The following is a 26,345-nucleotide window of genomic DNA, read 5'->3' on the forward strand; positions in this document are numbered from 1 at the left end:
GATGAGAAGGCCACCAAGCGAAGCGCGGTAGTAACCCCTAACATTTTTACACTAGCAAACAAGTGAAATGCGACAACTATCTTGACAAACACCGAGATTGCATCGCGTAATTTCTTTTTAACATACCTGCTGCTTTTATCATTCCTAATTTTTCATAATACGGAACTAAATTTTCGTTACAGCATAAATCAATCATGTATATGTCGTCAAGCTCTTGAAACATTTGATTTACCAGTTTCCTACCGATACCTTTATTCTTATATGGTGGTAATACTTCAAGTAGTGGAATGTATGCAGAGAGCACGCCGTCAGTTATTGCTGTAATAAATCCAACAACTTTATTATTAGTTGCATCAACGGCAATTACTACTTTGCTGCTGTTATTTAATAGTTTTAAATGCATGTTTGTGCTAGGTGGATTTGGCCAATCCACAAAAAAGCCTTCCAACATATCTGGAGAAATGTTTTCAAGATTATTTTTATAAATCATAAATATCAACTCCTAAACTAATTTGTGGATTTAGAAGTTAATCTCAATAGTAAAGTAACATACTAGTAACCTCCAGATACTTTTGAAATTTTATAAGGTTTTAATTCGATAAAAAGATTTTGTTTCCTTTAAAATAATACAATGGTCGTAGTTTACTAGAATGAAATTATACAACTTAACATATCTCAGAGATCTCTATTAAAGGTAAATGTAAATTTTTCCAAAATCCTACGTAAATATTAGATAGACTCATTGGTTCCTTTTTAACTATTTGATATAATTTATCAGAATAATGATAATTATATGATGCTTTTTGGAGGGATTTAAAAATTGAAAAAGCTTTATTGGATTTTAGGTGGCATTTTAGTATCTCTATTAATAAATATGTTTGTTCTAGAAACAACGATCTACAAGCAGCCGGATAATAGTGTTATCCACGTATTCATATTCTTGTTGATTGGCTTATATTTATTATATTTCCAGTTAACAGAAAGGTTAGAAGGCATTATTTCATTCACCTTTCCAATAATCTTATTCTGTTTAACTCCTGTGATTACAACGATGATGGACGGTTTTTTCAAGAATCATTTAATTTGGTTAGATATTTTTTTACATTGTATTGCTGCTATTATTTGGACTTTCATTCTATTAAAATTAACTGACAAAGTTCCATTTCATCTAAAAGCAAGAAATTCAATGATTATCATGTCACTGGTAGCAATTGTTTTTCTTTTTATTTTTCAAAGTATCTTTTTAAATACATATAAGACGCAGATGATTCAAGTAAGCAAAACACTACATGACTATTCTTCTGGTTTATTCACTTTTAATCTCGTATTCAATTTTAGTTCCTTTCTTATTTTTTCACTTTTCTTATTTTTAATACTCCCATCTAGTTTTTTTAAGCCCGTGTTTCGTCAGGTAGTCAATCTAGATAAAATGAAAGTTGGATTCGTCTATTTATTCATTATTTATATATTTTCTAATTTATTTGTTGTTGGTGTAGAATGGCTGTCGGGTCAATCTATTTCCAGTTTAGTAGTAGAAACTGATGTTTTCAGTTTAATTGGTCGTTTTATAGGCTTCTTATTTGGGGTTTCTCTATTTGAGGAAGCCATATTTAGACTCTTTTTACCTGTTCTGCTGGTAATCCTATTAAGAAACTTTATAAAAAAGCATGCGATCATTCTAGCTATATTAATAAGCTCAATATTATTTGCTTTTGTTCATACAATAAGTGATTTTGGCGGCTTTGAACAATTAGATTATGCACAGGCTATTCGTCGTCTTCTTATGTTATTTTTATCTGGTCAAACATTAATTTATCTTTACATAGTGACAAAAAATTTATGGATCCCCATTATCATACATGCACTGAATAATTATGGTCTCCCATTATTTTCTTTCTCTGATTATCCTACTCATTCGTTTGGGAATGTCGTGTGGGTAACTATGTTTATATTAATTGTTTTTATGCAGCATGGGAGTAGGAAATCCATACGTAAAGTGAATATAGTAACTACGAATTCACTATGAATGGGTAGGATGGTTAACTATATAAAAATAATAAAAAAAGCGATTTGTTTTAAAGTTGCTCATTAAAGATAATTATTAGAGGTGAAGCTTTTGTCTAAAATTGCTCTCTTAACCATTACACATGACCCCAAAGGGAAAAATATAAATCTACTTAAGAAACTCCATAAAGAATTTGAGAAAATTTATGGGGAGCTTTTTATAACAATTAGTGATGAGACTTCCTATGAATTAGTTAAGGAATTTGAAAATACCAATTTTAAAATTAAAATAATCCCTAAAAAAGGTGCAGCCGAGGCACGTAGGGCGGTAGTGAGTTTTGGACTTACTGGTACGAGTAAATATTATCATTATTGTGACTTTGACCGATTATTGACTTGGGGAAACAATCATTTAGACGAATTAAAAAATATAATGAATCTTGTGCCTAATTACGACTATCTTATATTAGGCAGGACTGAAAGGGCATTCCACACACACCCAAAAGCATGGGTTGAAACGGAGAAAATTACAAATACGATTTGTTCCTTAGAGTTGAACAAAGAAGTTGATATAACGGCTGGTTCCTGTGCCTTTTCAGAAGAATGTGCAAAATATATCAACAAATATTCAAAAGATAAAATGACGGATTCGGAATGGTCGATGATCATTTACAGAATAGCAAAATTAGGTGTGGACTTTCTAGCAGTGGAAGGTTTGGAATACCAAGAAGTAATTAATGGAGTCGGTAAGGTTGTCAGTGAGGCTGAAGAATGGTTTATAAGATTAAAACTAAGTAATATAATAAGTGAATCAGCATTGAAAACAGGTAAATAATTTTTAAAGATTGGCTAGTTACCTTCACTCTGCACAAAAACCAACCCCATATTTCCCCACAAAAATCAAACAAGAAAAAGAATAAAGTCTATCAAAAAAAGGGGTGATCCTATGAATGAAGGGAAAAGAATTTTAATTATAGAGGACGATCAAGAGATTAGCAGATTGCTAAGTGTGATTTTGGCAAAAGCACAGATGGTGACTGTATTCGCCTATTCTGGTACAGAAGGCTTGCTGCAGCTACAAAATCATCCATTTGATTTAATTTTATTGGATCTGATGCTGCCAGGCAAAAGTGGGGAGGAGCTAATAAAAGAAATTAGAGAAAAAAGTTCGATTCCGATAATCATTATTTCTGCCAAAGTAGATGTCGAAGATAAAGTGAAAGTCTTGAAAATGGGGGCGGACGATTACATAACGAAACCGTTTAATCAGGAAGAATTGATGGCCCGAGTCGAAGTTCAATTGCGAAAAGCGAATGTTCATCCGATGCCATCAGCGAAAATGGAATGGCGCGGGCTTAAAATCAATATCGAAAAAAGGTCTGTCATGTTAAATGAGAAGGAACTGCAGCTCACAAATGCTGAATTTGATCTGTTAACATACTTCGTCAACAATCCGGAGCGAGCGCTTTCCAAAAAGGAGATATATGAGAGCATCTGGAAAGGGACGTACTATGGGGATGATAATACAGTCAGCGTTCACGTCTCCAACCTCCGCAAGAAAATGTCCGAAATGACTGATTCAGAATATATTAAGACCATTTGGGGTGTTGGGTTTATGTTTGTCTGACTTCCCTACTGTCAGAAAGGATAAGTGCAGATATGCCCTTTCAGACGCCCTGCACTTTTTCTTTATGAATTCTTTATGTTTTGTTTAAAGGATTTTAAAGACTTCTCCGCTAAACTAAAAGTAAGTATTTAGCAAAGGAGTCAACAAGATGGATGCGATTATACAAACGTTTCAATTGACGAAAAAATATAAAGATGAAACGATCATTAAACCGCTAGATTTTTCATTGAAAAAAGGCGAAATCTGTGCACTTATAGGAAAAAATGGTGCGGGAAAATCGACGTTTTTTAAAATTCTTGCAGGGCAGCAAATGCCTTCATCTGGAGAAATTCAGTTGTTCGGAAAATCAGGCAAAGAGATTGAAACGGCGAAAAGAAGAATGGCGTTTATGGTAGAAACACCTGCATTTTTCCCAGATTTTACCGCCGTCCAAAACCTGGAATATTTCCGGATTCAAAGAGGGATTGTTGACAAAAAACGCATGTATGAAGTGCTGGAGATTGTCGGTTTGGCACATGAAAAGAAAAAACGATTTAACGACTATTCTATGGGAATGAAGCAGCGATTAGGGATTGCGCTTTGTCTTTTGAGTAGCCCGGATTGTTTGGTGCTTGATGAGCCAATCAATGGGTTGGATGTGGAAGGGATTATGGAAATCCGCAAATTATTGAGGAAGCTAAATCAAGAAAACCAAATCACAATCCTTATTTCCAGTCATATTTTAACGGAATTGGATTTGCTGGCCACACGTTTTGTATTTATTAAAAACGGTGTCATTGTCGATGATTTAAGCAGAGAGCTACTAGAAGAGAAGAGTAGGAAACAAATTCTGTTAACAGTTGATGATTCAGCGAAAACAGTGCAATTATTAGAACGAGCATATGCAGATATTCAATTTAAAGTCCTTCCTAATCAAGAAATCACGATCCAGAATTATGTAGAGAGAAGTGGAGAGATCAATCGCTTGCTAGTTGAAAATGGAGTGATGGTGAAGGAATTCAGCATCAAAGTGATGAATCTCGAGGAGTATTTCTTAGGATTAGTGGAGGAGGATACACATGATTAATTATATGAAAAGTGAATATTACCGTCTGCTCCGAAAAAAAGGCTTGCATCTAACAGGTATCATTTGTTTCCTGCTGATTGCCTCAGCTGCAGGCGTCCTCTATTTTACGGCACAATCCGATCCGAATTTTCGTTATGGAACAAGTACATTCTTTTATTCAAATGTAATTGCCAGCGGATTATTGATTATCATAATAGGGTTACTTTATAATATTGCACTTACTGGGAAAGATCGCTATTTAATTAAGCAAGCTATTTCTTTCGGCATTTCTCGGAGGATCATCTTTTGGTCTAAACTGATTCTTACTTTAAGTTATTTTTTGTTCATTTGTATCGTCGGTATATGTTTGATGATTCTATTAGGGGATAATCTGCTGACTCACGAACACCACGCAATCAGACATTTTCTAATGGCAAGTGTGAATATGATTCCGATTGTCCTGAGTGGTTTTTTCCTCGTCCATACGCTGAAAATGCTGAAAGTAGGAGAAATTTTTATCATTATAATCGTGTCAATCATTTTCGGATTTTTGGGAGACTTGCTGCATTTATTGCTCCGTCCGTTTACAGCGTTAGACGAATTATATAAATATGCGCCAGATACAATGCTAAATGATAATTTAATGAGCTTTGTGAATGACACACCCGAACTAGGTTTCCAATATTGGATCGTCGGTTTGGTCATATCTGGGGTTTCTTTGCTGATTGGAGCGAAATTATTCGCGAAACAAAACATCGATTGATTGTGAAGGGATGAATGAACGTGAACAGCTGGCTGATGATAATCATTTTAGGGTTCCTGCTAATTGTTGCGGTTTGCAAGCTTCTGCTGTTCCGTTGGGATGTCAGAAGGATGACGAAACAATTAGAAGAAATCAATGAAAACTTCGGGACAAATGAATTGGTTCGAACAAATACACATAATAAAAACTTGGCCCGATTTGCGGCGAAAATCAACCAGCTGATTCATCTATTTAAACAAAATCAGCAGTCTGTCGAAAGAAGAGAAATGGAATTAAGGCAAGAAATCACAAATATCTCCCATGATTTACGAACCCCTTTAACATCGATCAAGGGGTTTTCAGAGTTATTAACCGATCCATCTTTATCTGAAGAGGAAAGAAAAGAGTTTTTAGCGATTGTTCATAAGAAGGTCGATAATCTCGCCATGATTGTGGATTTATTTTACGAACTTTCCCAACTGCATTCCTCAGACAAGAAGCTGCATATGGAAAAGCAGCATCTAGAACAAATCATCGTAGAGACGATGCTCATGTTCTATGATGATTTTGAGAAAAAGAAATTAATGGTAAATATAGATGAAGGTGCTGTTTCTCCCATTTTGGCAGATAAAAAAGCAGCCGTTCGTATTGTGACAAACATTATTCAAAATGCATTAGCCTATGCCAAAAGCTACATCAACATGAGTCTGGTGGAAGAAGCAGAATACATTGTGTTAAAGGCAGTAAATGACGTTGAGATGATGAATGCATCTGAACTTCAACAAATATTTAATCGAACATTCAGGTTAGACCATAGCAGAAGCGGCACCCATCTTGGTTTAGGGCTGCACATTGTTCAGCAGCTTGTCGATCAACACGGAGGGAAAGTCCTTGCTGATGTCCATGAAAAAGAATTTATCATTTCCGTGTACTTTAGAAAATGGGAGTAGATTGGGAAATTGGGTAGGATAAAATTTAGGTGGACTTAAAGGGATACGAGTTTCAAATGGAAGATTCAGCTGTCAACGAGGCAGCTGTTTTATTTTTGGAAAGGGCCAGGTTCGTTCCGCTCAATTTAAGCGGAGAAATTCCGGTTATTTCAAATAAAGAAGCTTAAAAAGAGAAAATAAGCGGAAAAATTCCGGTTAACTGCTCTAAATAAGACAAAATTCATCAATTTAAATCAAATAAGCGGAATTTCTCCGCTTATATTTAAGGAAATAGAGGTATTTCCCAAGATAGCCGGAAAATTTCCGCTTATTTTTCATACATAGTAACATCAAGTGAAATATTTTTAGAGAAAGGTAGAAATTCAATTAGTTATATTGATTTAATACTTTGTTTATTAGTTCTTTTGTCCTTTCAATTAATTCAAATGGCTTCTTAATCATCGCATGTTCTCCATATGAGATAAAGTAAGTGGATAAAAAGTGAATATCATGTTTTTCAATCACCCCTTCTATATATCCTGATCCATCTATCCTTTTTCTTAAAAATAGATTGGGCCAGTTAACAGATTGGAATGTTTCTACTCCTTGTTTAGTTAACTCCACATAGATTTCCATCCTCTCTTTCTTCTGATTAAGAATGGAAAAACGATTTTTTAAAGTAATATGCGATAAATCAATAGGCGTAATTGTTTCATCACGTTCGATCGATTGTATACGATCACATCTGAAAACACGATAGTCCTCTCTAAAAAAACAATAGGATGGACAATACCATTTTCCTTCCTTTGCATAAATACCAATTGGTTGAATCGTTCTAGAGCTAGTTTTTCCCTTTGTTTCATAACTAATTTTTAGAACGTCTTGCTGAATGGCAGCATCCAACAATTGTTTTAAAAAGGGGATCTTTTCTTGTTGATGGATCGATTGAAAATCAACTCGATCTTGCATTCTATCGATTGTGTCTCTAATATCGCCAGAAAGATTTAAGTAAAACTTCTTTACGATTGATTCATACTCAATATCAAAAGGGAGGGAGAGATAATGCCTTAATGCATGAATGGCAAAAAAGATAGAAACAGCTTCATCTTCACTAAAGGCGATGGGGGGAAGAACTCTTTCATTTAAAATTTGATACCCTCCGTTTGGACCAACTTCTGAGTACAATGGTACCCCCATCTCACTCAATTCTTGCAAATCTCTCAAAATCGTTCGTTTGGATACCCCAAATTCTTCCGCTAATTCCCTAACAGTGAATCTTTTTTTTCGATTCACCATCATGATCATCTCATTTAATCTTTTTGCTTTAGACATTTCGATCTCCTTTTTAATAACAGTGACAAATGTTGTCACTATCATAATATATAATAACGAATAGATAAAGAATAAGTGGTAATGCAGTTGTCTCGAGGACGGAGCTGGAGATGCAACGCTTCTTAATGGTCTTTAGAAATATAGTATGGAGGAATGATGAATGTACGTAACGATTGCAGATTTCATTAAAGAATGGAACAAGGAAGCGCTATTAACTCAAAACGTTTTAGATGGATTAACAGATGATTCATTAAACCAACAAGTGTATCCAGAAGGTCGAACACTAGGAAGAATCGCGTGGCATTTAACAACAACGATTCCAGAATACTTGGCTGAATTCGGGTTGAAAATCGATGAAGTTGAAAATGCAGAACAGATCCCAACGACAGCTAAAGATATCTCCGAAACCTTTAAACAAGTAAGCTCCAAGGCAGTCAAGGCTATTGAACACCAATGGAAAAATGATACGTTGCAGGAAGTGCAAATGGCATTTGGCCGAGAAGAAACAAATGCACAAATCGTAATGGGACTCATCAAACACACCGTTCATCATCGCGGACAAATCACCGTTCTTATGCGTCAAGCGGGATTGAAACCATTTGGCGTGTATGGGCCACCAAAAGAAGATTGGGTGCATTTAGGGGTAGAAAATCCGCCTCTTTAATTAGACCGTACGAAAAGGAAGCGTTGATCCTTAATGGATGATCGCTTCTTTTTTTGAATAAACGGGCATTTGCTGATCAAGCGAAGGGCAGCAATCATAGGTCATTTTTTCGGAAAAAGGTTTCGTGCTTCTTTTTCATTTTAAAGGTCATATCGTTGAACAATACGAAGAAATGTGTGATAAAGTTTAGAAGAGATTGGAAATTTTGTGCAAAGCTTAAGTGGTGGCAATAGATGAAAAGGAAGGGGAAATCCTATATGTCTAAGAAAATATACATTATCCATGAAAATGAGGATTGGACTTCTCACTTAACCAAACGATTGGATGAATTAAACTTGCTATATGAGGCATGGCATCTTGATAAAGGGATCATTGATTTAACTTCGATTCCACCAGAAGGGGTATTTTATAATCGGATGAGTGCTTCGTCTCACACAAGAGATCACCGATATGCACCAGAGTTGACTGGTGGAATTCTTGATTGGCTTGAATTCCACCATCGAACGGTTTTTAATGGCAGTAATGCTTTACGTCTTGAACTAAGTAAAATTAAACAATATACAGCGCTTGAAGCGAGTGGAATTCGAACGCCAAAAACAATTGGTGCAGTGGGCCGAGAGCAAATAATAGAAGCGGCCGAAAGATTAGGTACTGCCCCATTTATTACGAAACATAATCGGGCTGGGAAAGGACTTGGCGTCCAATTGTTCCAAACGGTAGAATCATTGAAGTTACATGTCAATAGCTCTGCATTTGAAGAGTCAGTAGATGGAATTACGCTGATCCAGGAGTATATCCAATCACCAGATTCCTCTATTACAAGAGCGGAGTTTGTAGGTGGCAAATATGTTTATTCTGTAAGGGTCGATACGTCAGACGGATTTGAGCTATGTCCAGCAGATGCATGTCAAATTGGCGATCAATTTTGTCCTGTAGGAGAAGAAGTAGAAGCAAGACCGAAATTCGAAATTGTAGAAGCGGTTGATCACTATTTAATCGAACGCTATGAAGCTTTTCTGAAAGCTGCCCAAATTGATGTGGCCGGCATCGAATGTATAAAAAATGCTGCTGGTGAAATTTTTACGTATGATGTTAATACAAACACAAACTATAATGCAGATGCAGAAACAAAAGCAGAGAAATATGGCATGCTCGAGCTTGCCAAGTTTCTTGGAGAAGCATTGGAGAGAATAGAAGGATGACTGCAGTAAGCATAGGGACACGGTTTTGTCTTAATGGTTGATCAAATGTACGCCATATTCGCTACTTAACTTGGATATGGTTTTTTCTATTGTTTATTTCTGGAATCCAGCTATCCAAAAAGAAAGTTTGTGCTTTTTTTTAATTGAGGATTAAAATAATGCGCAGGGCAGTTAAGAGATTCTCTATTTAATGGAAGAAGAATATTTAGAAAAATGTTATACTATTCATATTTTTAAAGAAGGGAATTTATAGTATTTGGGCCTCTTATGGATATTATACTTAACCTTGTAACAATTATGGAGATATTAGGAGTTGGTGGTAAGTTTGAGCATTAGTGGAGGCATAGTTATTGTATTTGGTTTTATATGTTACATAGTTTTGAGAGTCATAATTCTGGTTTTAAAACTGAAACAAAAAAGGTCAGTGTTTTGGTTAAAGGAATTGATCAGGTTTCTGTTTGTATTATACATTCTGATGGTTGCTTCAGTAACTTTATTCCCTTTATACATAGGGGCTTCGCACATAGAATTCTCATATAAAGTAATAAATTACATACCTCTTATTTCAATATTTAGAGACATTAGCCAAGTAGGAATCGCGTATAGTGGTGACACATTATTTATGATTAAGTTGATTGTAAGAAATGTAGGAGGCAATATTTTAATGTTTATGCCTTTGGGATTTCTCCTGCCTTTATTATGGGGAAAATTCAAAAGGCTAAAAAATACGATAATAATAGGTCTTATTATTTCTCTTAGTATTGAAAGTTTACAGTTTGTACAATGTCTATTTGGGGTAGTTTTTACCAGAACAATAGACATCGACGACGTTATTTGTAATGTGTTAGGCACTTTTTTAGGTTTTTGTATATATAAACTAATAATTTTAGTATTGGGTAAAAGTAATTTAAGAATCTTGACAATTTAAGTATATATTTTCAAGAAGGATATTCAATTAATACATAGAATTATGAACCCTAAATAGTAAATTGAGGGTATTAATGGGCGTTCATATATTTATAGAGTTAACGGCATGAGCGAACACACTTCGACAAATCCTATACTTTTTTTAGCAATCCACTGCATTTAATGTGAAATCCCTTTCAACTATACATAGTAGAAAAGTTTCGTTTCCTTCGCAATTTATATTAAGATAAAGAATAGTAACTCATCGATTAAGGAGATGATGATGTGTTCGAACAAATCGATTTAAAAAAGCAACAACTAGACGCTAAACGACCATTACCAAAATATACAGTCCAAAGCTTACGTGACAAACTTTTTTTAGAATGGACATATAATTCAAATGCAATTGAAGGGAATACGTTAACGATCAATGAAACAAAGGTTGTGCTTGAAGGAATTACTGTCGGTGGTAAAACAATGCGAGAGCACTTAGAAGTCATTAATCACCGAGATGCGATATCATATGTTGAAGATATTGTACGGGAGAAAGAAGCATTTTCGGAATGGCAAATTAAAAATCTACATCGACTCGTTTTAAAAGGGATAGATGATGCCTATGCAGGTGTATATCGTGACCAGCAAGTGTTCATTTCAGGGGCTGTTCATACACCACCGCCGCCAATTAAAATTAAAGAGCAGATGGATGCTTTAATAAAATGGTATGATGGCGAGGCACAACAATTACATCCGATTGACAGAGGTGCGATGTTACATGCAATATTTGTAGGGATTCATCCATTCATTGACGGAAACGGTCGTACTTCAAGGCTATTATTAAACTTAGAATTAATGAAATCTGGCTATCCACCAATTATTATTCGTGTCGAAAATCGATTGGCTTATTATAATGCTTTAGACAAAGCGCACACGACAGAGGATTACAATGATTTTGTCAACCTTGTTTCAAAAGAAGTTGAGGCTTCATTAGATTTATATTTAAGTGCTGTGTAAGGTTTCTTACTTGACCCGAGTCTAGTAATGTCATTCTCTGGAGCTGCAATCAATTCAAGGAAATATACACCTATATTAATAGATTATTAGAGGCGATTGTTCGTTTAGAGCAGTCGCTTGTTTTATTATCGAAGCAAGTAAGTAGAAGAAATATATTTTGAGGGTATGGTAAAATATACTAAGGTACCCACATAATGGGTGAAAAAGGAGAACTCACAAATGACTGCTACCACCCTTAAAATCATTGCATTAATTGCAATGTTATTGGACCACATTGCTTTCTTTATTCCGAATACACCAGAATATTTCAGATGGATCGGACGGATTGCAGCACCCATATTCATATATTTCGTTGCCAATGGATATCGCCATACGTCGAACAAAAAGAAGTATCTATTACGTTTATATATTGCTAGTGTTGCAATGGCATTTGTTAATCTTGTATTGCAAGCAGTACCGGGAACAGGTTATACGGAGAACTTTAATTTCTTTGCACCATTGTTTTTAATCGGTCTTTTTCTTTACGCAATCGAGGAAAAGAAGATTATTTATATTTTCCTTTGGCAGTTAAGTAGTGTAGTGCCAATTATCTTTTTTACTGAATTTGTTGTTATTTATGAGAAAATGGATATGTATTTCTTTGGAGCGGTATTGGGGAATTCGTTATTTGTTGAAGGTGGTATTTTATTCATTTTGTTAGGTGTTGGGTTTTATTTCTTTCAAACGAAAAGACAATTATCACTGTACTATCTATTATTCTCTGCACTTATTTTCGTGATAACAGTAAAGCGTGGCCATATGTTTGCACTTCATAATAAAATCTTTTTCAATTTTGTAGATTTTCAGTGGCTAATGCTTTTAGCACTCCCTTTATTATTGCTATATAACGGCAGGAAGGGGGCAGGATTGAAATACTTTTTCTATTTTTTCTACCCAATACATATTATCCTTCTATATTTTATCGGGAAAAGCCTACAATAATCGGTTGAGGTATGGTCAAAAAAGGAGTTGTACATATGGAATTTCTAACGGGGAAGGTATTGTATATTGCCTTATTTATTCTCATTATCCATAGCATTGAAACATTGGCCTATGCCGTCCGTTTGTCTGGAGCAAGGGTTAAGTTAATTGCTTCGGCCTTATCTTTATTCAATATGATGGTCATCGTTTCGAGACTTTCTAATATGATGCAACAGCCATTTACTGGGGGATTAGTAGACAGTGCTCCTAAGGAAAATGCCTTGTTAGTTGTTGAAAATCAGTATAGATTTATAATCGGTGCTTCTACAGTAGGGACAATAATCGGAATCCTCCTTTTACCAACATTCGTTGCGTTATTCTCTAGAGGGATTATTCATTTATCTAAACAAGGCGGTTCTGTTCCGTCGCTCATTCAAAAAGGTTTTACCCTTCAATATATAAGAAGAGGAATTAATCATATTTCAATGCCTAGCTCTACGTATATAAAAGGGATTAACTTCAAAAAAATACCTAAAAGATTATTCTTTATCAATATGATGATTACAGCAGTATACACGATTGGTGTACTTTCGGCTTTGTATGCTTCTTTAATTGCTCCTGAAAGAGCCGCTAGTACAATCATGGCATCGGGGTTAATTAATGGGATTGCAACAATCCTGTTAACTGTGTTTGTTGATCCGAAGATATCAGTCATGGCGGATGATGTTGTGAATGGAAAAGGAAATTACGCTGACCTTAAAGGGATCTCGATAATGATGATCTTCTCAAGACTGCTTGGAACGATTTTAGCTCAATTCTTATTTATCCCTGGTGCCCATTATATTGCATGGGCATCTAAATTTTTTACGGAATAAGTTTTTTCATATAATGGTGCGTTTCATGAATAATGAAAAGCTCAGCAAAATAAAATTGACGATAGGAATAGATTCCTATAATATGACTGTAATTCCATTTACAAAAGGATGATTATAATGAAGAAAGCAGACAAGATTGCCTCCTAAAAATCATATAACAATTTTAGGAGGCATTGAAAATGACATTTAATAAAATAGACCGTGAAAATTGGCATCGCAAAGAGTATTTTGAAAACTATTTACAACAACAAACAACATTCAGTATAACGAATGAAATAAATATTACGTTTCTGATGGAAAACTTAAAGAAAAAGAATATTAAGTTATATCCGGCCTTTATTTTTATGATTACAAAAATAGCTAATTCACATCGAGAATTCAGAACGAATTTTAACTCAGAAGGAGAGTTAGGGTATTGGGAGGAGGTTATCCCTTCTTATACAATTTTTGATAAAAAAACATGTACTTTTTCAAGTATTTGGACATCAAATTTCCCTGCGTTTTCATCGTTTTATTCTCAGTATGAAAAGGATGTAGAAAAATACAATGGAACGGGCAGGATGTTTCCAAAGACGCCTATACCAGAAAATAATATTCCAATCTCTATGATTCCTTGGAGTTCTTTTACTGGATTTAATTTAAATATTCATAATGAGGGAAACTATCTTCTGCCCATAACTACTGGCGGCAAATATACTCTAGTAAATGGGGAAATATTCTTACCAATCTCACTCCAAGTTCATCATGCTGTTTGTGATGGGTATCATGCTAGTATTTTTATGAATGAATTTCAAAGACTAGCTGATGAAAGTGAAGAGTGGCTCTAGTTGTTTATTTGGGGGAAATGCTGTTAAATTAGTTTTTTTTGGTAAGTTAGCAAGCGAATGAGCAGATCACAAGATAAACTATTTGTTAAAACCGGTGAAAGGGATTAGATGATTCCTTAACTAGGATCGAGAAAGTCCGCACTGATCGGTTGGTGATTAATGTAGAGCACCTGAACGGATAAATAGGCGGAAAATTTCCGCTTATTTCGTAAATATTAATATAAATAGCCTAAATAAGCGGAAAAACTCCGCCTATTTACTTAAAAAAGTCAAAAACGAGCAGTTTTTCATTGAATAGACGGAAAAATTCCGCTTATTTCATCCAAAATGAGCTTTATTTTGTATTTAAGCGGAATTTTTCCGCTTATTTTGATTTTGCTCGTTACTAATTTATGGACGAGGCGTCTTATTTAATAGGATCTATTTTTACTTCGTTTAACACTTATCTAATTTTCACGATTATTTTCCCTTTCGCCCTTCCTAATTCTGCATATTCCATCGCTTTTTGCGCATCTTCAAAAGGAAAAACGCTATCAATTACAGGTTTGATTTTCCCAGATTCAATATGGTTTGCAATAATACGTAATTGCTCTCCACTTGGCTTCATAAATAAAAACGTATATTGAGCATGATGCTTTTTTTCAAGCGCAGTAAGTTTTCTGCTTGCTGCTGAAAACAACAACGTTTTAAAAAATCCGGAACCATATTCTTTGCCAAAACGAGCATTCGGTAATCCTGAAACGGAAACTATTTTCCCGCCGCTTTTTAACACTTTGAATGACTTTTCTAGGGTCTCGCCACCCAGCGTATCAAATACAGCATCATAGTTATTCAGGATTTCTTCAAACTTTTCTGTCTTGTAACTAATCAATTCATCTGCACCAAGAGATTGTACTAAATCTGTACCAGCTTCACTTACAGTCGTTGCAACCGTTGCGCCCATTACTTTTGCCAGTTGAATCGCAAAGGTACCGACACCACCAGATCCAGCTTGAATCAAAATCTTTTGTCCCTTTTGTAATTGCAAAATGTCTGTTAGGGCTTGATAGGAGGTTAGCCCAACGAGCGGGATTGATGCTGCTTCTTCAAAGCTCAAATTTTTTGGTTTTAAGGCGATGTCATCTTCATGAATTGCGATATATTTTGCAAAAGTACCGATTTTACTTTTACGTGGACGGGCATATATTTCATCACCAACTTTAAAACGAGTCACTTTTGCACCAACTTTTACAACGACACCAGAAAAATCATTCCCTAAGATAAGAGGCATTTGATATTTAACTAATAATTTGACTTTCCCATCACGTATCTTAAAATCAACAGGATTAATACTTGCTGCATAAATTTCTGCGAGTAACTCATACTCACCAATTTCAGGTGTGGGAATCTCTGCTAAACGCATCGGGACCTTTCCGTATCGATCAATAATCATCGCTTTCATTGCCTATCCCTCCGAAATTCCATCATTTGAATAAAAGTTCTGCATGAACTGATCAATATCCAATACAAGCGTTCTTAATAAACCTAATTCTGTACGTACATTAATATAATAAAAGTTTTTTGTTCCTTCTTTACGCATTAAAATAATACCAGCCTCGCGTAATACCTTGAGATGATGGGACACAGCAGGCCGAGAAAGATGTGTTTGTTCAGTGATTTCACCTACACGTAATCCGGTTTGACAGTCTGTACCCATGAGAACGAACAAAATTGATTGACGTGTTTCATCCCCAATCGCCAATAGTACTTTTTGGCAATTAATAAAATCCTTTTTAATTGTATTTAGTTGCTCCTGTTTATTCATTTGGGAAATACCTCCAATAATTAGTTTAATCGTTTAAGTTGATAAACCATATGATTGAATACAACAATACAAGATTGTAATGTTAGGTGCAATATTGAGAAAGCAAATCGAGACGAATACATTTAAGAGGGGAAACGAATGTGAAGTAACTTAAAAAAGGGGACACGCTTGATGATTGCTCTAAGAAATAAAGCAATTTTAGCATTTCACCTGAAATATTTTATATTAATATTGAATAAAAATTTATTGAATAGCGATAAATGGTGAGGTAGGATTATAGTAAAGTTCTTTAATTAAGAATATTCATCTATTAAAGCTTTTCTTAGTAGATTGAAATGTAATTAAATTATGGAGGAATGACCATGTCCTTAATTTTATTCTTATTAATCGGCCTTATGGGAGTATATATTATTATATTAATAAAAAGGCCATCAATAGAGATTATTAAAGAAAATAATAGTCTATTACGTAAGCTAAAAAATGCTACATGGTTTCAAAATCATTGGTTAGCTGGAATTTTCTTATTTGTCCTAAATGCGGTCCTATTTTTTTCAACAGCACTTCTTCTTTATGTGTTGACGTCTTTAATCATTCCTTTTATTCATTGGCTTGTGATAATTTTTGCAACAATCGGCAGTGTGTTTTTATGGATAATCATGAGTAAAGCATGGCAAGGTACGAAAAGAAATCGTTTGAAAATGGGAGCAATCGGGAGCAGCTTTTTTCTTATTTTGTCTCTTATGTTCATTTATAAGTTAGTGACATTAAAGCCTTCTTACCTGGGGGAAGATACTTTTATGGAGGCAGTTGGTTTCGTTTTGGGGATAGTTGTGACAATGGTTGCGTTTATTACGTGTTTTATTTTTACAGGGTATTCAAATAAGAAGATAGTCAAATAACTAATAATCGTTTTAACTATCTATCAATAGATACCTAGTAACTGTTTTCTCTTACTGGGTAATAAACTGATTAGGAGGTACTTACAATTTATGAAACCGAGAATTACTGTCATTACATTAGGTGTGGATCATTTGGAAAGGTCGCTGAAATTTTACCGAGATGGTCTTGGGCTACAGACAGAAGGCATACAAGGTGAAGAGTTTGAGCATGGAGCAGTTGTCTTCTTTGATTTACAAAACGGCTTGAAGTTAGCCCTGTGGAATCGAAAAGATCTGGCCAATGAGGCGAAGGTTCGTCAAACTTCCCCAAGTCCGACCGAATGTACAATTGGGCATAATGTAGGAAGCAAGGAAGAAGTCGATATGGTTATGGAACAAGCTAGAAAAGCTGGAGCTGTGATTCCAGACGAAGCACATGATACTTTTTGGGGTGGATACGCTGGACATTTCCAAGACCCAGATGGACATCTTTGGGAAGTCGTTTGGAATCCACAGTGGGATCTAGAATTCATGCTATAAAAAATAATAGGACGCCGCAGCGTCCTATTTTTATAAAAATTAAAAATCTGAATTTCCTGGTGTACGTGGGAATGGAATGACATCGCGGATGTTCTTCATGCCAGTTAAATACATGATTAGTCGTTCAAAGCCAATTCCATAGCCAGAATGCTTGGTGCCACCGTATTTTCTAAGCTCGAGGTACCACCAGTAATCTTCTTCCGCCATTCCTAGCTCTTTGATTCGATTTGCAAGGACGTCTTCTCTTTCTTCCCGCTGGCTTCCCCCGATTAACTCGCCAATTCCAGGAACTAATAGGTCAGTCGCAGCGACTGTCTTGCCATCTTCATTTGCTCTCATGTAAAATGCTTTAATTTCTTTCGGATAGTCGGTTACATAGACAGGACGCTTGAATACTTCTTCGCTAAGATAACGTTCATGCTCTGTCTGCAAATCTGTTCCCCATTCAACAGGGTAGTCAAATTCCTTCTTAGCGTTCATTAATAATTCAACCGCTTCGGTATAAGTCACTCTACCAAAGTCAGCGTTTAATGCATTCTCTAATCTTTCAATCAGAGTCTTATCGATGAAGCTATTAAAGAAAGCCATTTCTTCAGGCGCATGATCAAAAACATATTGAATGACATACTTGACCATTTCTTCACCAAGGTCCATAATGTCCGGTAATTCAGCAAAGGCAACTTCCGGCTCAATCATCCAGAATTCAGCGGCATGACGCGCTGTATTCGAGTTTTCTGCTCTAAATGTCGGACCAAAAGTGTATACATTACGGAATGCAAGAGCAAAGGTTTCGGCATTTAATTGCCCGCTAACCGTTAAGTTGGATTCTTTGCCGAAGAAATCTGCACTTTCATCCACTTGGCCGTCTTGATTTTTTGGCAGCTTGTTCAAATCCATCGCTGTCACGCGGAACATTTCTCCAGCGCCTTCTGTATCACTTCCAGTAATAATTGGCGTATGTACATTTACAAATCCTTTGTCTTGGAAGAATTTATGAATCGCGTAAGAGGCAAGTGATCTCACTCTGAAAACGGCTGAGAACGTATTGGCTCTCGGACGTAAATGAGCGATTGTTCTTAAATATTCAAGTGAATGTCTCTTTTTTTGCAAAGGATAATCGGTATCTGATAATCCTTCAATAACGATTTTTGTCGCTTTAATCTCAAAAGGCTGTTTCATTTCAGGCGTTGGAACAAATTCACCCTCTACTAAAACAGAGGAGCTAATAGGCAACTTCGTAATGTCTTTGAAGTTATCAAGGGTATCCTCAAAAATGACTTGGACATTTTTAAAAAATGTTCCGTCGTTCAATTCCATGAAGCCGATGGATTTGGAATCACGAAGCGTACGGATCCACCCTGAAATTTGAACCGTTTGATCCTTAAAATCCTCTTGTTTTCTGTATAAATCTTTCACTACAGTCTTTATCATAATCATTCTCCTTATGATAGTATTCATAATAAAAAAAGCCTTCATCCCCTAAAAAAAGGGACGAAAGGCTTGCTTCCGCGGTACCACCCAAATTGTCATTATATGACCAACTTTAAAGCTAAATGCTAAACCCAGTCAGATAACGTGCTGGCAACGTCTAAGCCTACTTAAGAATGTCTCTTTCGGTTAGAACTCAAAGGTGTTCTTCATTTATGCTTCATCACCAGGCTTCCACCGTCCCTGGCTCGCTATCGAATACAGCAAAAACTACTTTCCTTATCAACGATTTAAACATATATCGATTATTAATTCATTTTATGATGCTAATTTATCATAAAACATAATCCTTTGTCTAGTTGCCCCAAAGGAGCTATAAGTTAGAACCTTTATTTACGTGATAATAGTTGCCATAATAAGAACGATCCAATGCGATGTTAAAACTCCCAAAGGAATAATATGCGTAAATAACAGGACACACGTTCCGCTATTCGCAAGAATAATGGTGCTTTTACATTTTTATCGGACACACGTTCCGAAAAGTGTGTTATTTTCACCTTATAAGTAATAAATAACGTACTTAGTGTCCGGAAACTCCCCAAAATAGCTTGATTTATGATAATAACGTACTCCATGTCCGCAAAAAAAGGTAGGAAATGAAACGCATGGATTTTTACACAGGAATCCATGCCTTGTGTTTGTTCCTTCTATTGCGCCTTTTGCTGTGATTTCGAATGTTTGTATATTAGAAGCGACTTATGCCATTTAAATTTTTATTCTGTATATCCTATTACTTCTCCAATAAATTCACCATCATCTGCCTCGAAACCAATCATCATTAGAGCGTTTTATTTCGTTTAAACTAGATTCGTCAGGATTTTGACACAATAGCAGGAAAAAAACAAAAGGAGTTGTACAACGCACAATCTTTGTCTTATTTCTTTGTCTTGTTTACGATTGATTTTCTGTCGATCGTTTCAGGAAGTTTTTCAAACCATCCATGTTTGACCATAATATTGTAACTAAAAGCGCCGGCTTCTGTTTCATGAGTAAATACTTTCAAATAGTTGACAAGTATATCCGATCTGAAGCTGGAACCTAATGATGCACCATAATAAGTAAGTGCTGCATTTACTAAAAATCCTGCGTGAAACATTAACAACTTGTCCGAAAAAGGGCTTATAGTGGAATCAGTAATCTCAGCATCCCATTTCTCAGGTATTGGTAAATGATCTTCTCGTAATATTGCATCAAAGCTATCTGCATCTTTCCCTGCTAATTTAACATTTTTTAACATGAAATTTCTAACATCTTCCTGCTTTGCCACCTGACTAAAACCTAAACTTAACGAACGGATAAAGCCAGTTTTCTTTGAATTAAAAAATAGGGTGCTAATCTCGGAGCTGTTCAGTGGTCTTTTGTCTCCAATTAAATCTGAAATCATTCCTGTCGATTCCATAAAAGTTGTACCTTGAGGCGAAGGAATAATGGGGACACTTGAATATTTTGGTTCGTTTTTAAACAGTTCCACTATTTTTTGAAACAATTCCTTAGAAGAAATTGTACATTCAGTAAAATAATCTTGAATGTCTGATCTTTCCGAGTTTGTTATAGCTAAGCTATAAGCGGTTATCCCATGTACAGTCATAATATAGGAGTAAAAGAGTAAAAATTGGTCAGAAAACAGACGCGGGGCATTCATATTTACATCACTTTTAGTAAATCCTATTGGAACTTGGAAATTTGCATTTTTTAAGAATGCGGTGATTTTTCTAATATGGGTCTCTGCTAACTGTAAAGAAAGTTCTAAAATAGGTTTGATCTCTTTGTTTTCAATTATGCTAAGAAAGTATTTGTACACACATATGGCCATGCTATCGCCTTGATATTGAAGCCAAAATGCGGATGCTTCTGCAGCGGTTAAAGTTTTTGTTTTCTTAAGAATCCCCAAAGGAAAAACCTCCATTTTGTTAAACTCAGATTATTGAAGGAATTTTTGAATGCACTTTTGTTAGGGTTTATGAAGTCAAGAGCAACAATTCATCCTTTTCTGTTATGCTTTCCAGCTCCCCAAAAAATATGTGGCGGAGGGGGCGATAAGCATAGCTATTAATTATTGCAATATTCAAGGGAATCAATTGACTAATTGAGGAATTCTATTAAACTGAAAATAGCATGATCCTCTAACACTAATCCGCCAGTCTTTATTTGCCTTTTCTCTCTCCAATTGAAGACATATTCTCATTGACACTCGTTTATTCAAAATCTATTTGAAGTTTTAACGATTCATTCGTGGCATCTCGAATCTGCATGCAAAATTTAATAGTAGAAGAAATGGAGGTTTCTAAATTAGTCAATAAAATGATAGATTACTAAAAATTGAATAGGAGGAAGAATGCGATGGGATTTGAAGAAGAATACGAGGCCTTTCTGAATGCTCACTTGCAGGCAAGAGCTGGTGAACGGCTGCGGCGCTTGCAAGAAGGACATAATCAGGCTGAAATGTTGTTTTTGAAGCAAGTATGGTGGCCGTTATTTTACCAATTCAACTATCTTCATCCAGAATATGAAGTCGATGATTTTAAGGATGGCAAAAGGTATCTGGATTTTGCTTATATTCGTCCTGCCATCCGGATTTGCTTTGAGATCGACGGGTATGGCCCGCACTTAAAGAGCATAAGCAGATGGCAATTTTCTGACAGCCTTGAGCGTCAAAACCAGTTGGTGATTGACGGATGGACAGTGATCCGCTTTTCTTATGACCAAGTGAATGAAAAGCCCCGACGATGCCAACAGATTGTTCAGCAAGTGATTGGCCAATCGCTAGGTGATGAACTAGACCAAACATCTTTATCCTTTGTCGAAAAGGAAGTGCTACGGCTTGCGATTCGAAACGGAGAAGCCATTTCTCCGATAGAAGTAGAGAGGGATTTGAAGCTAAGTGACAAGACCGTAAAAAAGGCACTTTCTCAACTAGTCGATAAAAAGCTGTTAATCCCTGCATCTGGGATGAAAAGGGTCCGCTCTTATCAGCTAGGAAATCAGGTTAAGCACCCGTTCAGATAAATAAGCGGAAAAACTCCGCCTATTTAGAAAATAGATTAAAAAATACCTTAAATAGACGGAAAAACTCCGCCTATTTCCACAAATAACGTGAAAATCGGGGATTTTTCGTTGGATAAGCGGAATTTTTCCGCTTATTTTCTCCAAAACGACCTCCATTTTGCATTTAACCGGAAAAATTCCGCTTATTTTCTTTTATGGTGCTTTGAGTTTAGCAATCTAATAGATTTCTCAAAAAAAATCGAAGGGGTTTTTCCGATAATCAATTAATTCCGCGAGAAAAAAGGAATGAAAGGACAAAATAGCTATAGAGTACTGGCCTATCGGTGTACATTAAATTGCCCTTGGAATAGTTGCGGGTTACGAACTTAAACTCAAACGCCTTTCGCTAACAAGGAATATGTCTATTAAAGTCTTGGAGTGTATGCCAATCATTACCAAAAAGAGATCGGTAGAATCACTAAATAAAACGATGAGCCTAGACGATACAATTTATATAGAAATCTAAAAAAATTGTAAAATAGGAGTGAATAGGAGAATTATGCATCGTAAGAAAAGTATTGCAACATCGTTAATCTCGTTTATTATTCCTATCATTATCATTGCGCTGATCGTTATATCTACCATTGGTTATACATTTTCAAAACAAATTATTACGAGCCAATTAGATTATGCAATGAATACGAAGATTCAAGAATCGGTACAAAGAATCAACACGATTTTAGAAAAGGAAAAAGGGATCGCACAAAGTCTAGCAAAAACAATTGAAGTGAATGCAGATGTGCTATCGGAAAATGCTTATAATGGATTGTTAGAAAACTATATCCCGATGTACAATGAAACATTTAGTATGGGGATTTGGTTTGAACCATTGGCTTTTAAAGGAAAAGAAAAGTATGCACCATTTGCATATAGGGATGGAGAGAGTATTGTCACTGATGATTCGTATACAGTCGGAAATCTAGATATATGGAAAACCGAGTGGTATGAAGTAGGCTCACAACCAGAGGGTGGGTGGACAACCGCATATGATGACCCCTCTACGAATGTTTCAATGGTTACTGCTGCCTATCCTTTTAAAAATCAGAAGGACGATTTAATGGGTGTCGTGTCAGTTGATGTTGATATTAGCAGTATTCAAAAGTTAATTACTGAAACTGAAATTGATTACGATGGAACGGCTTTATTAGTACAGGGGGATGGTGTTCTTCTCGGTGGTGTAGAGGAAAATCTTTTAATAAAGGAAAACATTTTGGACGACAAAAATGCCTCTCTTGTTAAAGCATCTGAATACATGTTAGCGAATGAGGATGGAATAACAGATTATACGATTGATAATGAAAAGTATATTTTCTATTTTTCTACCATTCCTCATACAAATTGGAAGATCGCTGCAAGTGTAAGTGAAAATAACTTATTTAATAGTTTAAATAACCTGTTACGTATTTTTGTTCTATCTAGTATTGTTTCGATTATCATTGTCACTGCCGTTATCGTTGTTTATTCGAACCGTATGGGAAAAACAGCGAAGAAATATAGCGGAATTGCCGAAGTCGTTGCCGAGGGTGATTTAGTAAACGAATTTATAGAGAAAGATTTGGCAAGAAAAGACGAGCTCGGGGATATTGGAAGAGCGTTGAACACGATGCAAACTAACTTAACAGATGTGATCAAAAGCTTTCAAACGAATGCCTTAAGCATTGATGACCATGCCCAAAACTTAACATTCTTTTCGCAGCAGATGAGCGCTACTTCGGAAAATGTCGCAGCAGCGATCACGACGGTTGCTGAAGGAGCATCCATGCAGCATGAGAATTTAACAAGTATAAATAAAAGAATCAATCAATTTGGAACAAGCTTGGATTCGATGAATCACTCGATAAATGAAGTGGATTCTTCAGCAAATTCGATTATAAGTATGGCGAATGAAAGCAGTCAAGAAATGAGTAAGATGACGGTTTCTTTTGAATCACTGAACGAGACTTTTAAGGAATTGATTGAACGAGTGAAGTCGGTTGAAGGAAATATTCGCAATGTAAATGAGATGACAGAAATCATAAATTCCATTTCTGACCAGACGAACTTGCTTGCATTAAATGCAGCCATTGAAGCTGCTAGAGCGGGAGAATCAGGAAAGGGCTTTGCTGTTGTTGCAAATGAAATAAGGAACTTAGCAGAGAAAAGCAAAGAGTTTTCTGGAAAAATTGATTCAATCATTAAAGGTGTATCACAAGACACTGGTAAAATGGTTGCTTCAACTGAAGAGGTTAATAAAGAAATTCGCTTACAAAGAGAGCAGTTAGATGCGACGATTCATTCTTTTGAGGAAATCATTCAGGCGATTGAGAGCATTTCACCTAAAATAAAGGAAACGAAAGAATCCTCCGTAAAGATTCAAGAAGAAAAAGATCGAATACTTGAAGAAATCGATCAAACCGGAGCAATAGCAGAGGATGTAGCTGCATCGGCAGAGGAAATTTCAGCATCTGCAGAAGAAATGTCTGCTTCAACCGAAGAAGTCACTGCTTCAGCTGTGAGCTTAGGTGAAATGACCAATGAAATGAGAAACAAAATGAACTTCTTTAAGATTAAGAAATAGGATTGTTATTGTTAAGTCGTTCAGTTTATTGGGGGAAAATCACAAATACCATGAAAGAAAGAGTGCTAAATCGCAATGATTTTAGCACCTTTTTTTCGCTTATTGTATTAATTGCACTGTAACTTGCGGAGCTGCTATTTTTAATGTTTAATGACTGTTATAATATTCAGAAATAGGTGTTAAAAAAGTTAAAGATAAATTGACGATGGGGGTTATTTAATCATGAAAAAAACATGTATTCAATGCCAAACTGAAATGATAGATGACTGTAAAGTAACTGTTGAAGGGGATACACCTGGGATGATTATTAGTCAAAAGAGAAAAGGTTCTTTTAATCATGTATCTGCAAAAACGAAAGCTTCTGTATGTCCAAATTGCGGATTTGTAGCCCTATACATTGATGAATTTAAAGAATTTAAACAGTTATAAAATGCTTAGATTTATAGTCTAAGTATTTGATAATGCTATTTGTGTATGAGTAAGACTAATTTTGATAAGGAATTTGAGTAGAGATTTTTCATTTTCTCCATGTGATCTAAACAATTATAGTTCATGTTTCCCACTCTTTACGTGTATTAAATGCATCTTGCTACAAAAATGAGCCAAATGTCGAAGTTAAGTAACCTATTGCAAATCAAATGGACTTCATGTATTATTCTGCCTTGTAAATTTAAACTTTAAATGAGAAGGGAAATAATATGATTTCATTTTTTTTAACAGCCGTCCGGTTACTGAAAGCACTTAGGAAGTCATTTTCACATCCTGTATTTAAGTCATTACTTGCTACTTTATTTTTGATCGTGCTATCAGGCACGTTATTTTATACAAAAATAGAAGGATGGGATGTACTAGATGCGATTTACTTTGGCGTTGTCAGCCTAATTCCAAGTGGAGTAGATACAGGGTTAAGTCCTGCTACTAACTTAGGGAAAATTTTCACCATGATGTACTTAATCGTTGGGATCGGGGTTATGATTGGCCTAATTGGAATCATTGCGAAAGCAGTCATTGACTTTGATTCACTGGAAGAGGGAAAGCGTAAGAAAAAGTGAATAGGTGATGCCTATAAATATCAGCCTATTTTCTGTAAATCAAAATACATAAGCTAAAGGCACAAGATAGTAGCAAAAAAGCCGAATTAGGGAACATTAAAATGAGGTGTTTCCTATGAAAAATAAGATCAGTTTACTAATACTATTTCTTCTAATGATTCTCCCTACTAATACAGGTGCAGGGATGGAAGGATATGAACTGGTTAGTCAGAATAATAAAGAGAATATCACCCTTTACGGTAAGAAAATGGATGGATTATTTAGGGGATTCAAAATTGCTTTTAAAGGAGCAATTTACACAAGAACTTTTTGGAATAGCGAAACAAGCCCTACTTACGCCCCACAAATTTTCTATACAGACATCAACGAAGACCAAAAGAAAGAGCTAATCATTACTTTGACAACAGGGCATGGGACAGGTTTGTTATGGGAAGAAGTTCATGTGTTTGACACCCTGGACAATCGATTAAATGTTAGCGAAGTGATAGTTGATCATCCTTTAGCAATCATTTATAAAAATGTAAAAACAAAGCTATCCAATGAGGAAGCAGAAATCCATATAGGAGATAAGGTGTACAAAGTCGATATCACCCCTTTTGAAATCAAACCTGAAAACTTATTTAATGATATCGGTTTTGGGAGCATTATTGATTATGAAGTAATGAACAATATTCTTATGGTCAGAGTAAGCGGACAAATCACACCTGCTATGTTTATTGGAGATGTAATCATTACTTATGAATTCCATGATCAAATGTATCAAGCGAAAACAATCAGCTTTATAACGGATATTGCTAAAAACCCCTTTTATGGTCCAGTGAAACATGAAGCGATATTTAACTAACGAGTAGGTTATA

At 35.6% G+C, this 26,345-nt stretch carries 26 protein-coding genes and 1 other annotated feature; of the genes, 20 read left to right on the forward strand and 6 right to left on the reverse strand.

Annotated elements, in window-relative coordinates:
• Nucleotides 1-76: 76 nt before the first annotated feature.
• Nucleotides 77-490, reverse strand: a complete 414-nt coding sequence (locus tag J2Z40_RS17765) for a GNAT family N-acetyltransferase (protein WP_066392066.1) — start codon at nucleotides 488-490, stop codon at nucleotides 77-79.
• Nucleotides 491-820: 330 nt separating this feature from the next.
• On the opposite strand from J2Z40_RS17765, the gene J2Z40_RS17770 reads away from it, so the two are divergent.
• The 6 genes from J2Z40_RS17770 to J2Z40_RS17795 all read left to right on the forward strand — a co-directional run bounded on the left by J2Z40_RS17770 (nucleotide 821) and on the right by J2Z40_RS17795 (nucleotide 6,368).
• Nucleotides 821-2,026: a CPBP family intramembrane glutamic endopeptidase gene (locus J2Z40_RS17770; RefSeq protein WP_066392068.1), complete on the forward strand. Its 1,206-nt coding sequence runs from the start codon at nucleotides 821-823 to the stop codon at nucleotides 2,024-2,026.
• 90 nt (nucleotides 2,027-2,116) lie between these two features.
• Nucleotides 2,117-2,839 (forward strand): hypothetical protein, encoded by a 723-nt coding sequence (locus J2Z40_RS17775; RefSeq protein WP_083953843.1) that lies wholly within the window; start codon nucleotides 2,117-2,119, stop codon nucleotides 2,837-2,839.
• Between the two features lie 111 nt (nucleotides 2,840-2,950).
• Nucleotides 2,951-3,631, forward strand: coding sequence for a response regulator transcription factor (locus J2Z40_RS17780; protein WP_066392074.1), 681 nt, complete (start codon nucleotides 2,951-2,953; stop codon nucleotides 3,629-3,631).
• A 148-nt stretch (nucleotides 3,632-3,779) separates the two neighbouring features.
• A complete protein-coding gene (locus J2Z40_RS17785; protein ID WP_066392076.1) occupies nucleotides 3,780-4,697 on the forward strand; it encodes an ABC transporter ATP-binding protein in 918 nt (305 codons plus the stop codon).
• A complete protein-coding gene (locus tag J2Z40_RS17790) occupies nucleotides 4,690-5,439 on the forward strand; it encodes a hypothetical protein (protein WP_066392078.1) in 750 nt (249 codons plus the stop codon). The genes J2Z40_RS17785 and J2Z40_RS17790 overlap by 8 nt, the downstream gene beginning before the upstream one ends.
• A gap of 14 nt (nucleotides 5,440-5,453) precedes the next feature.
• The gene (locus J2Z40_RS17795) at nucleotides 5,454-6,368 is read left to right on the forward strand and encodes a sensor histidine kinase (protein ID WP_425351428.1); all 915 of its coding nucleotides are present in this window, start codon (nucleotides 5,454-5,456) and stop codon (nucleotides 6,366-6,368) included.
• A 366-nt stretch (nucleotides 6,369-6,734) separates the two neighbouring features.
• On the opposite strand, the gene J2Z40_RS17800 is transcribed toward J2Z40_RS17795, so the two are convergent.
• Nucleotides 6,735-7,679 carry a helix-turn-helix transcriptional regulator gene (locus J2Z40_RS17800; protein WP_066392080.1) on the reverse strand — a complete coding sequence of 315 codons (945 nt, stop codon included), beginning with the start codon at nucleotides 7,677-7,679 and terminating at the stop codon, nucleotides 6,735-6,737.
• Nucleotides 7,680-7,839: 160 nt separating this feature from the next.
• Here J2Z40_RS17800 and J2Z40_RS17805 point away from each other — a divergent pair, with 160 nt between their 5' ends.
• The 7 genes from J2Z40_RS17805 (at nucleotide 7,840) to catA (ending at nucleotide 14,124) form a co-directional block, all read left to right on the forward strand.
• A complete protein-coding gene (locus J2Z40_RS17805) occupies nucleotides 7,840-8,343 on the forward strand; it encodes a DinB family protein (RefSeq protein ID WP_066392082.1) in 504 nt (167 codons plus the stop codon).
• A gap of 257 nt (nucleotides 8,344-8,600) precedes the next feature.
• Nucleotides 8,601-9,545, forward strand: a complete 945-nt coding sequence (locus J2Z40_RS17810; RefSeq protein ID WP_066392085.1) for an ATP-grasp domain-containing protein — start codon at nucleotides 8,601-8,603, stop codon at nucleotides 9,543-9,545.
• Nucleotides 9,546-9,870: 325 nt separating this feature from the next.
• Nucleotides 9,871-10,473: a VanZ family protein gene (locus J2Z40_RS17815; protein WP_066392087.1), complete on the forward strand. Its 603-nt coding sequence runs from the start codon at nucleotides 9,871-9,873 to the stop codon at nucleotides 10,471-10,473.
• 263 nt (nucleotides 10,474-10,736) lie between these two features.
• Nucleotides 10,737-11,462, forward strand: coding sequence for a Fic family protein (locus tag J2Z40_RS17820; RefSeq protein ID WP_066392089.1), 726 nt, complete (start codon nucleotides 10,737-10,739; stop codon nucleotides 11,460-11,462).
• Nucleotides 11,463-11,681: 219 nt separating this feature from the next.
• The gene (locus J2Z40_RS17825) at nucleotides 11,682-12,443 is read left to right on the forward strand and encodes a TraX family protein (protein WP_066392091.1); all 762 of its coding nucleotides are present in this window, start codon (nucleotides 11,682-11,684) and stop codon (nucleotides 12,441-12,443) included.
• A gap of 35 nt (nucleotides 12,444-12,478) precedes the next feature.
• Nucleotides 12,479-13,297, forward strand: a complete 819-nt coding sequence (locus J2Z40_RS17830) for a lipid II flippase Amj family protein (protein WP_066392094.1) — start codon at nucleotides 12,479-12,481, stop codon at nucleotides 13,295-13,297.
• A gap of 179 nt (nucleotides 13,298-13,476) precedes the next feature.
• Nucleotides 13,477-14,124, forward strand: coding sequence for a type A chloramphenicol O-acetyltransferase (gene catA / locus J2Z40_RS17835; protein ID WP_066392096.1), 648 nt, complete (start codon nucleotides 13,477-13,479; stop codon nucleotides 14,122-14,124).
• 442 nt (nucleotides 14,125-14,566) lie between these two features.
• Here catA and J2Z40_RS17840 read toward each other — a convergent pair whose 3' ends face one another.
• Together J2Z40_RS17840 and J2Z40_RS17845 are read right to left on the reverse strand one after the other, a co-directional pair.
• A complete protein-coding gene (locus tag J2Z40_RS17840) occupies nucleotides 14,567-15,565 on the reverse strand; it encodes an NADP-dependent oxidoreductase (protein ID WP_066392098.1) in 999 nt (332 codons plus the stop codon).
• A 3-nt stretch (nucleotides 15,566-15,568) separates the two neighbouring features.
• A complete protein-coding gene (locus J2Z40_RS17845; protein ID WP_066392101.1) occupies nucleotides 15,569-15,937 on the reverse strand; it encodes a metalloregulator ArsR/SmtB family transcription factor in 369 nt (122 codons plus the stop codon).
• A gap of 353 nt (nucleotides 15,938-16,290) precedes the next feature.
• Here J2Z40_RS17845 and J2Z40_RS17850 point away from each other — a divergent pair, with 353 nt between their 5' ends.
• A complete protein-coding gene (locus tag J2Z40_RS17850) occupies nucleotides 16,291-16,827 on the forward strand; it encodes a hypothetical protein (protein WP_066392104.1) in 537 nt (178 codons plus the stop codon).
• Between the two features lie 90 nt (nucleotides 16,828-16,917).
• The gene (locus tag J2Z40_RS17855) at nucleotides 16,918-17,346 is read left to right on the forward strand and encodes a VOC family protein (RefSeq protein WP_066392106.1); all 429 of its coding nucleotides are present in this window, start codon (nucleotides 16,918-16,920) and stop codon (nucleotides 17,344-17,346) included.
• Nucleotides 17,347-17,385: 39 nt separating this feature from the next.
• Here the strand turns inward: J2Z40_RS17855 and asnS are convergent, their stop codons facing one another.
• Nucleotides 17,386-18,777, reverse strand: coding sequence for an asparagine--tRNA ligase (gene asnS / locus J2Z40_RS17860; protein ID WP_066392109.1), 1,392 nt, complete (start codon nucleotides 18,775-18,777; stop codon nucleotides 17,386-17,388).
• Nucleotides 18,778-18,830: 53 nt separating this feature from the next.
• Nucleotides 18,831-19,069 (reverse strand) — a binding site (T-box leader).
• A 639-nt stretch (nucleotides 19,070-19,708) separates the two neighbouring features.
• Complete coding sequence (locus J2Z40_RS17865; RefSeq protein ID WP_066392110.1) at nucleotides 19,709-20,725, reverse strand: DUF3231 family protein; 1,017 nt, start codon at nucleotides 20,723-20,725, stop codon at nucleotides 19,709-19,711.
• Nucleotides 20,726-21,174: 449 nt separating this feature from the next.
• Between J2Z40_RS17865 and J2Z40_RS17870 the strand changes: the two genes are divergently transcribed.
• From J2Z40_RS17870 to J2Z40_RS17890, 5 genes are all read left to right on the forward strand, one after another.
• Nucleotides 21,175-21,840, forward strand: a complete 666-nt coding sequence (locus J2Z40_RS17870; protein ID WP_066392112.1) for a hypothetical protein — start codon at nucleotides 21,175-21,177, stop codon at nucleotides 21,838-21,840.
• Between the two features lie 538 nt (nucleotides 21,841-22,378).
• Complete coding sequence (locus J2Z40_RS17875; RefSeq protein WP_066392113.1) at nucleotides 22,379-24,436, forward strand: methyl-accepting chemotaxis protein; 2,058 nt, start codon at nucleotides 22,379-22,381, stop codon at nucleotides 24,434-24,436.
• A gap of 222 nt (nucleotides 24,437-24,658) precedes the next feature.
• A complete protein-coding gene (locus J2Z40_RS17880) occupies nucleotides 24,659-24,865 on the forward strand; it encodes a hypothetical protein (RefSeq protein WP_066392120.1) in 207 nt (68 codons plus the stop codon).
• A 269-nt stretch (nucleotides 24,866-25,134) separates the two neighbouring features.
• Nucleotides 25,135-25,488 carry an ion channel gene (locus tag J2Z40_RS17885; RefSeq protein ID WP_066392123.1) on the forward strand — a complete coding sequence of 118 codons (354 nt, stop codon included), beginning with the start codon at nucleotides 25,135-25,137 and terminating at the stop codon, nucleotides 25,486-25,488.
• Nucleotides 25,489-25,603: 115 nt separating this feature from the next.
• Nucleotides 25,604-26,332: a hypothetical protein gene (locus tag J2Z40_RS17890; RefSeq protein ID WP_180316770.1), complete on the forward strand. Its 729-nt coding sequence runs from the start codon at nucleotides 25,604-25,606 to the stop codon at nucleotides 26,330-26,332.
• Nucleotides 26,333-26,345 lie beyond the last annotated feature (13 nt).

Origin of the sequence: Cytobacillus eiseniae, from assembly GCF_017874625.1 — a bacterium.
Taxonomy (GTDB): Bacteria; Bacillota; Bacilli; order Bacillales; family Cytobacillaceae; genus Cytobacillus; species Cytobacillus eiseniae.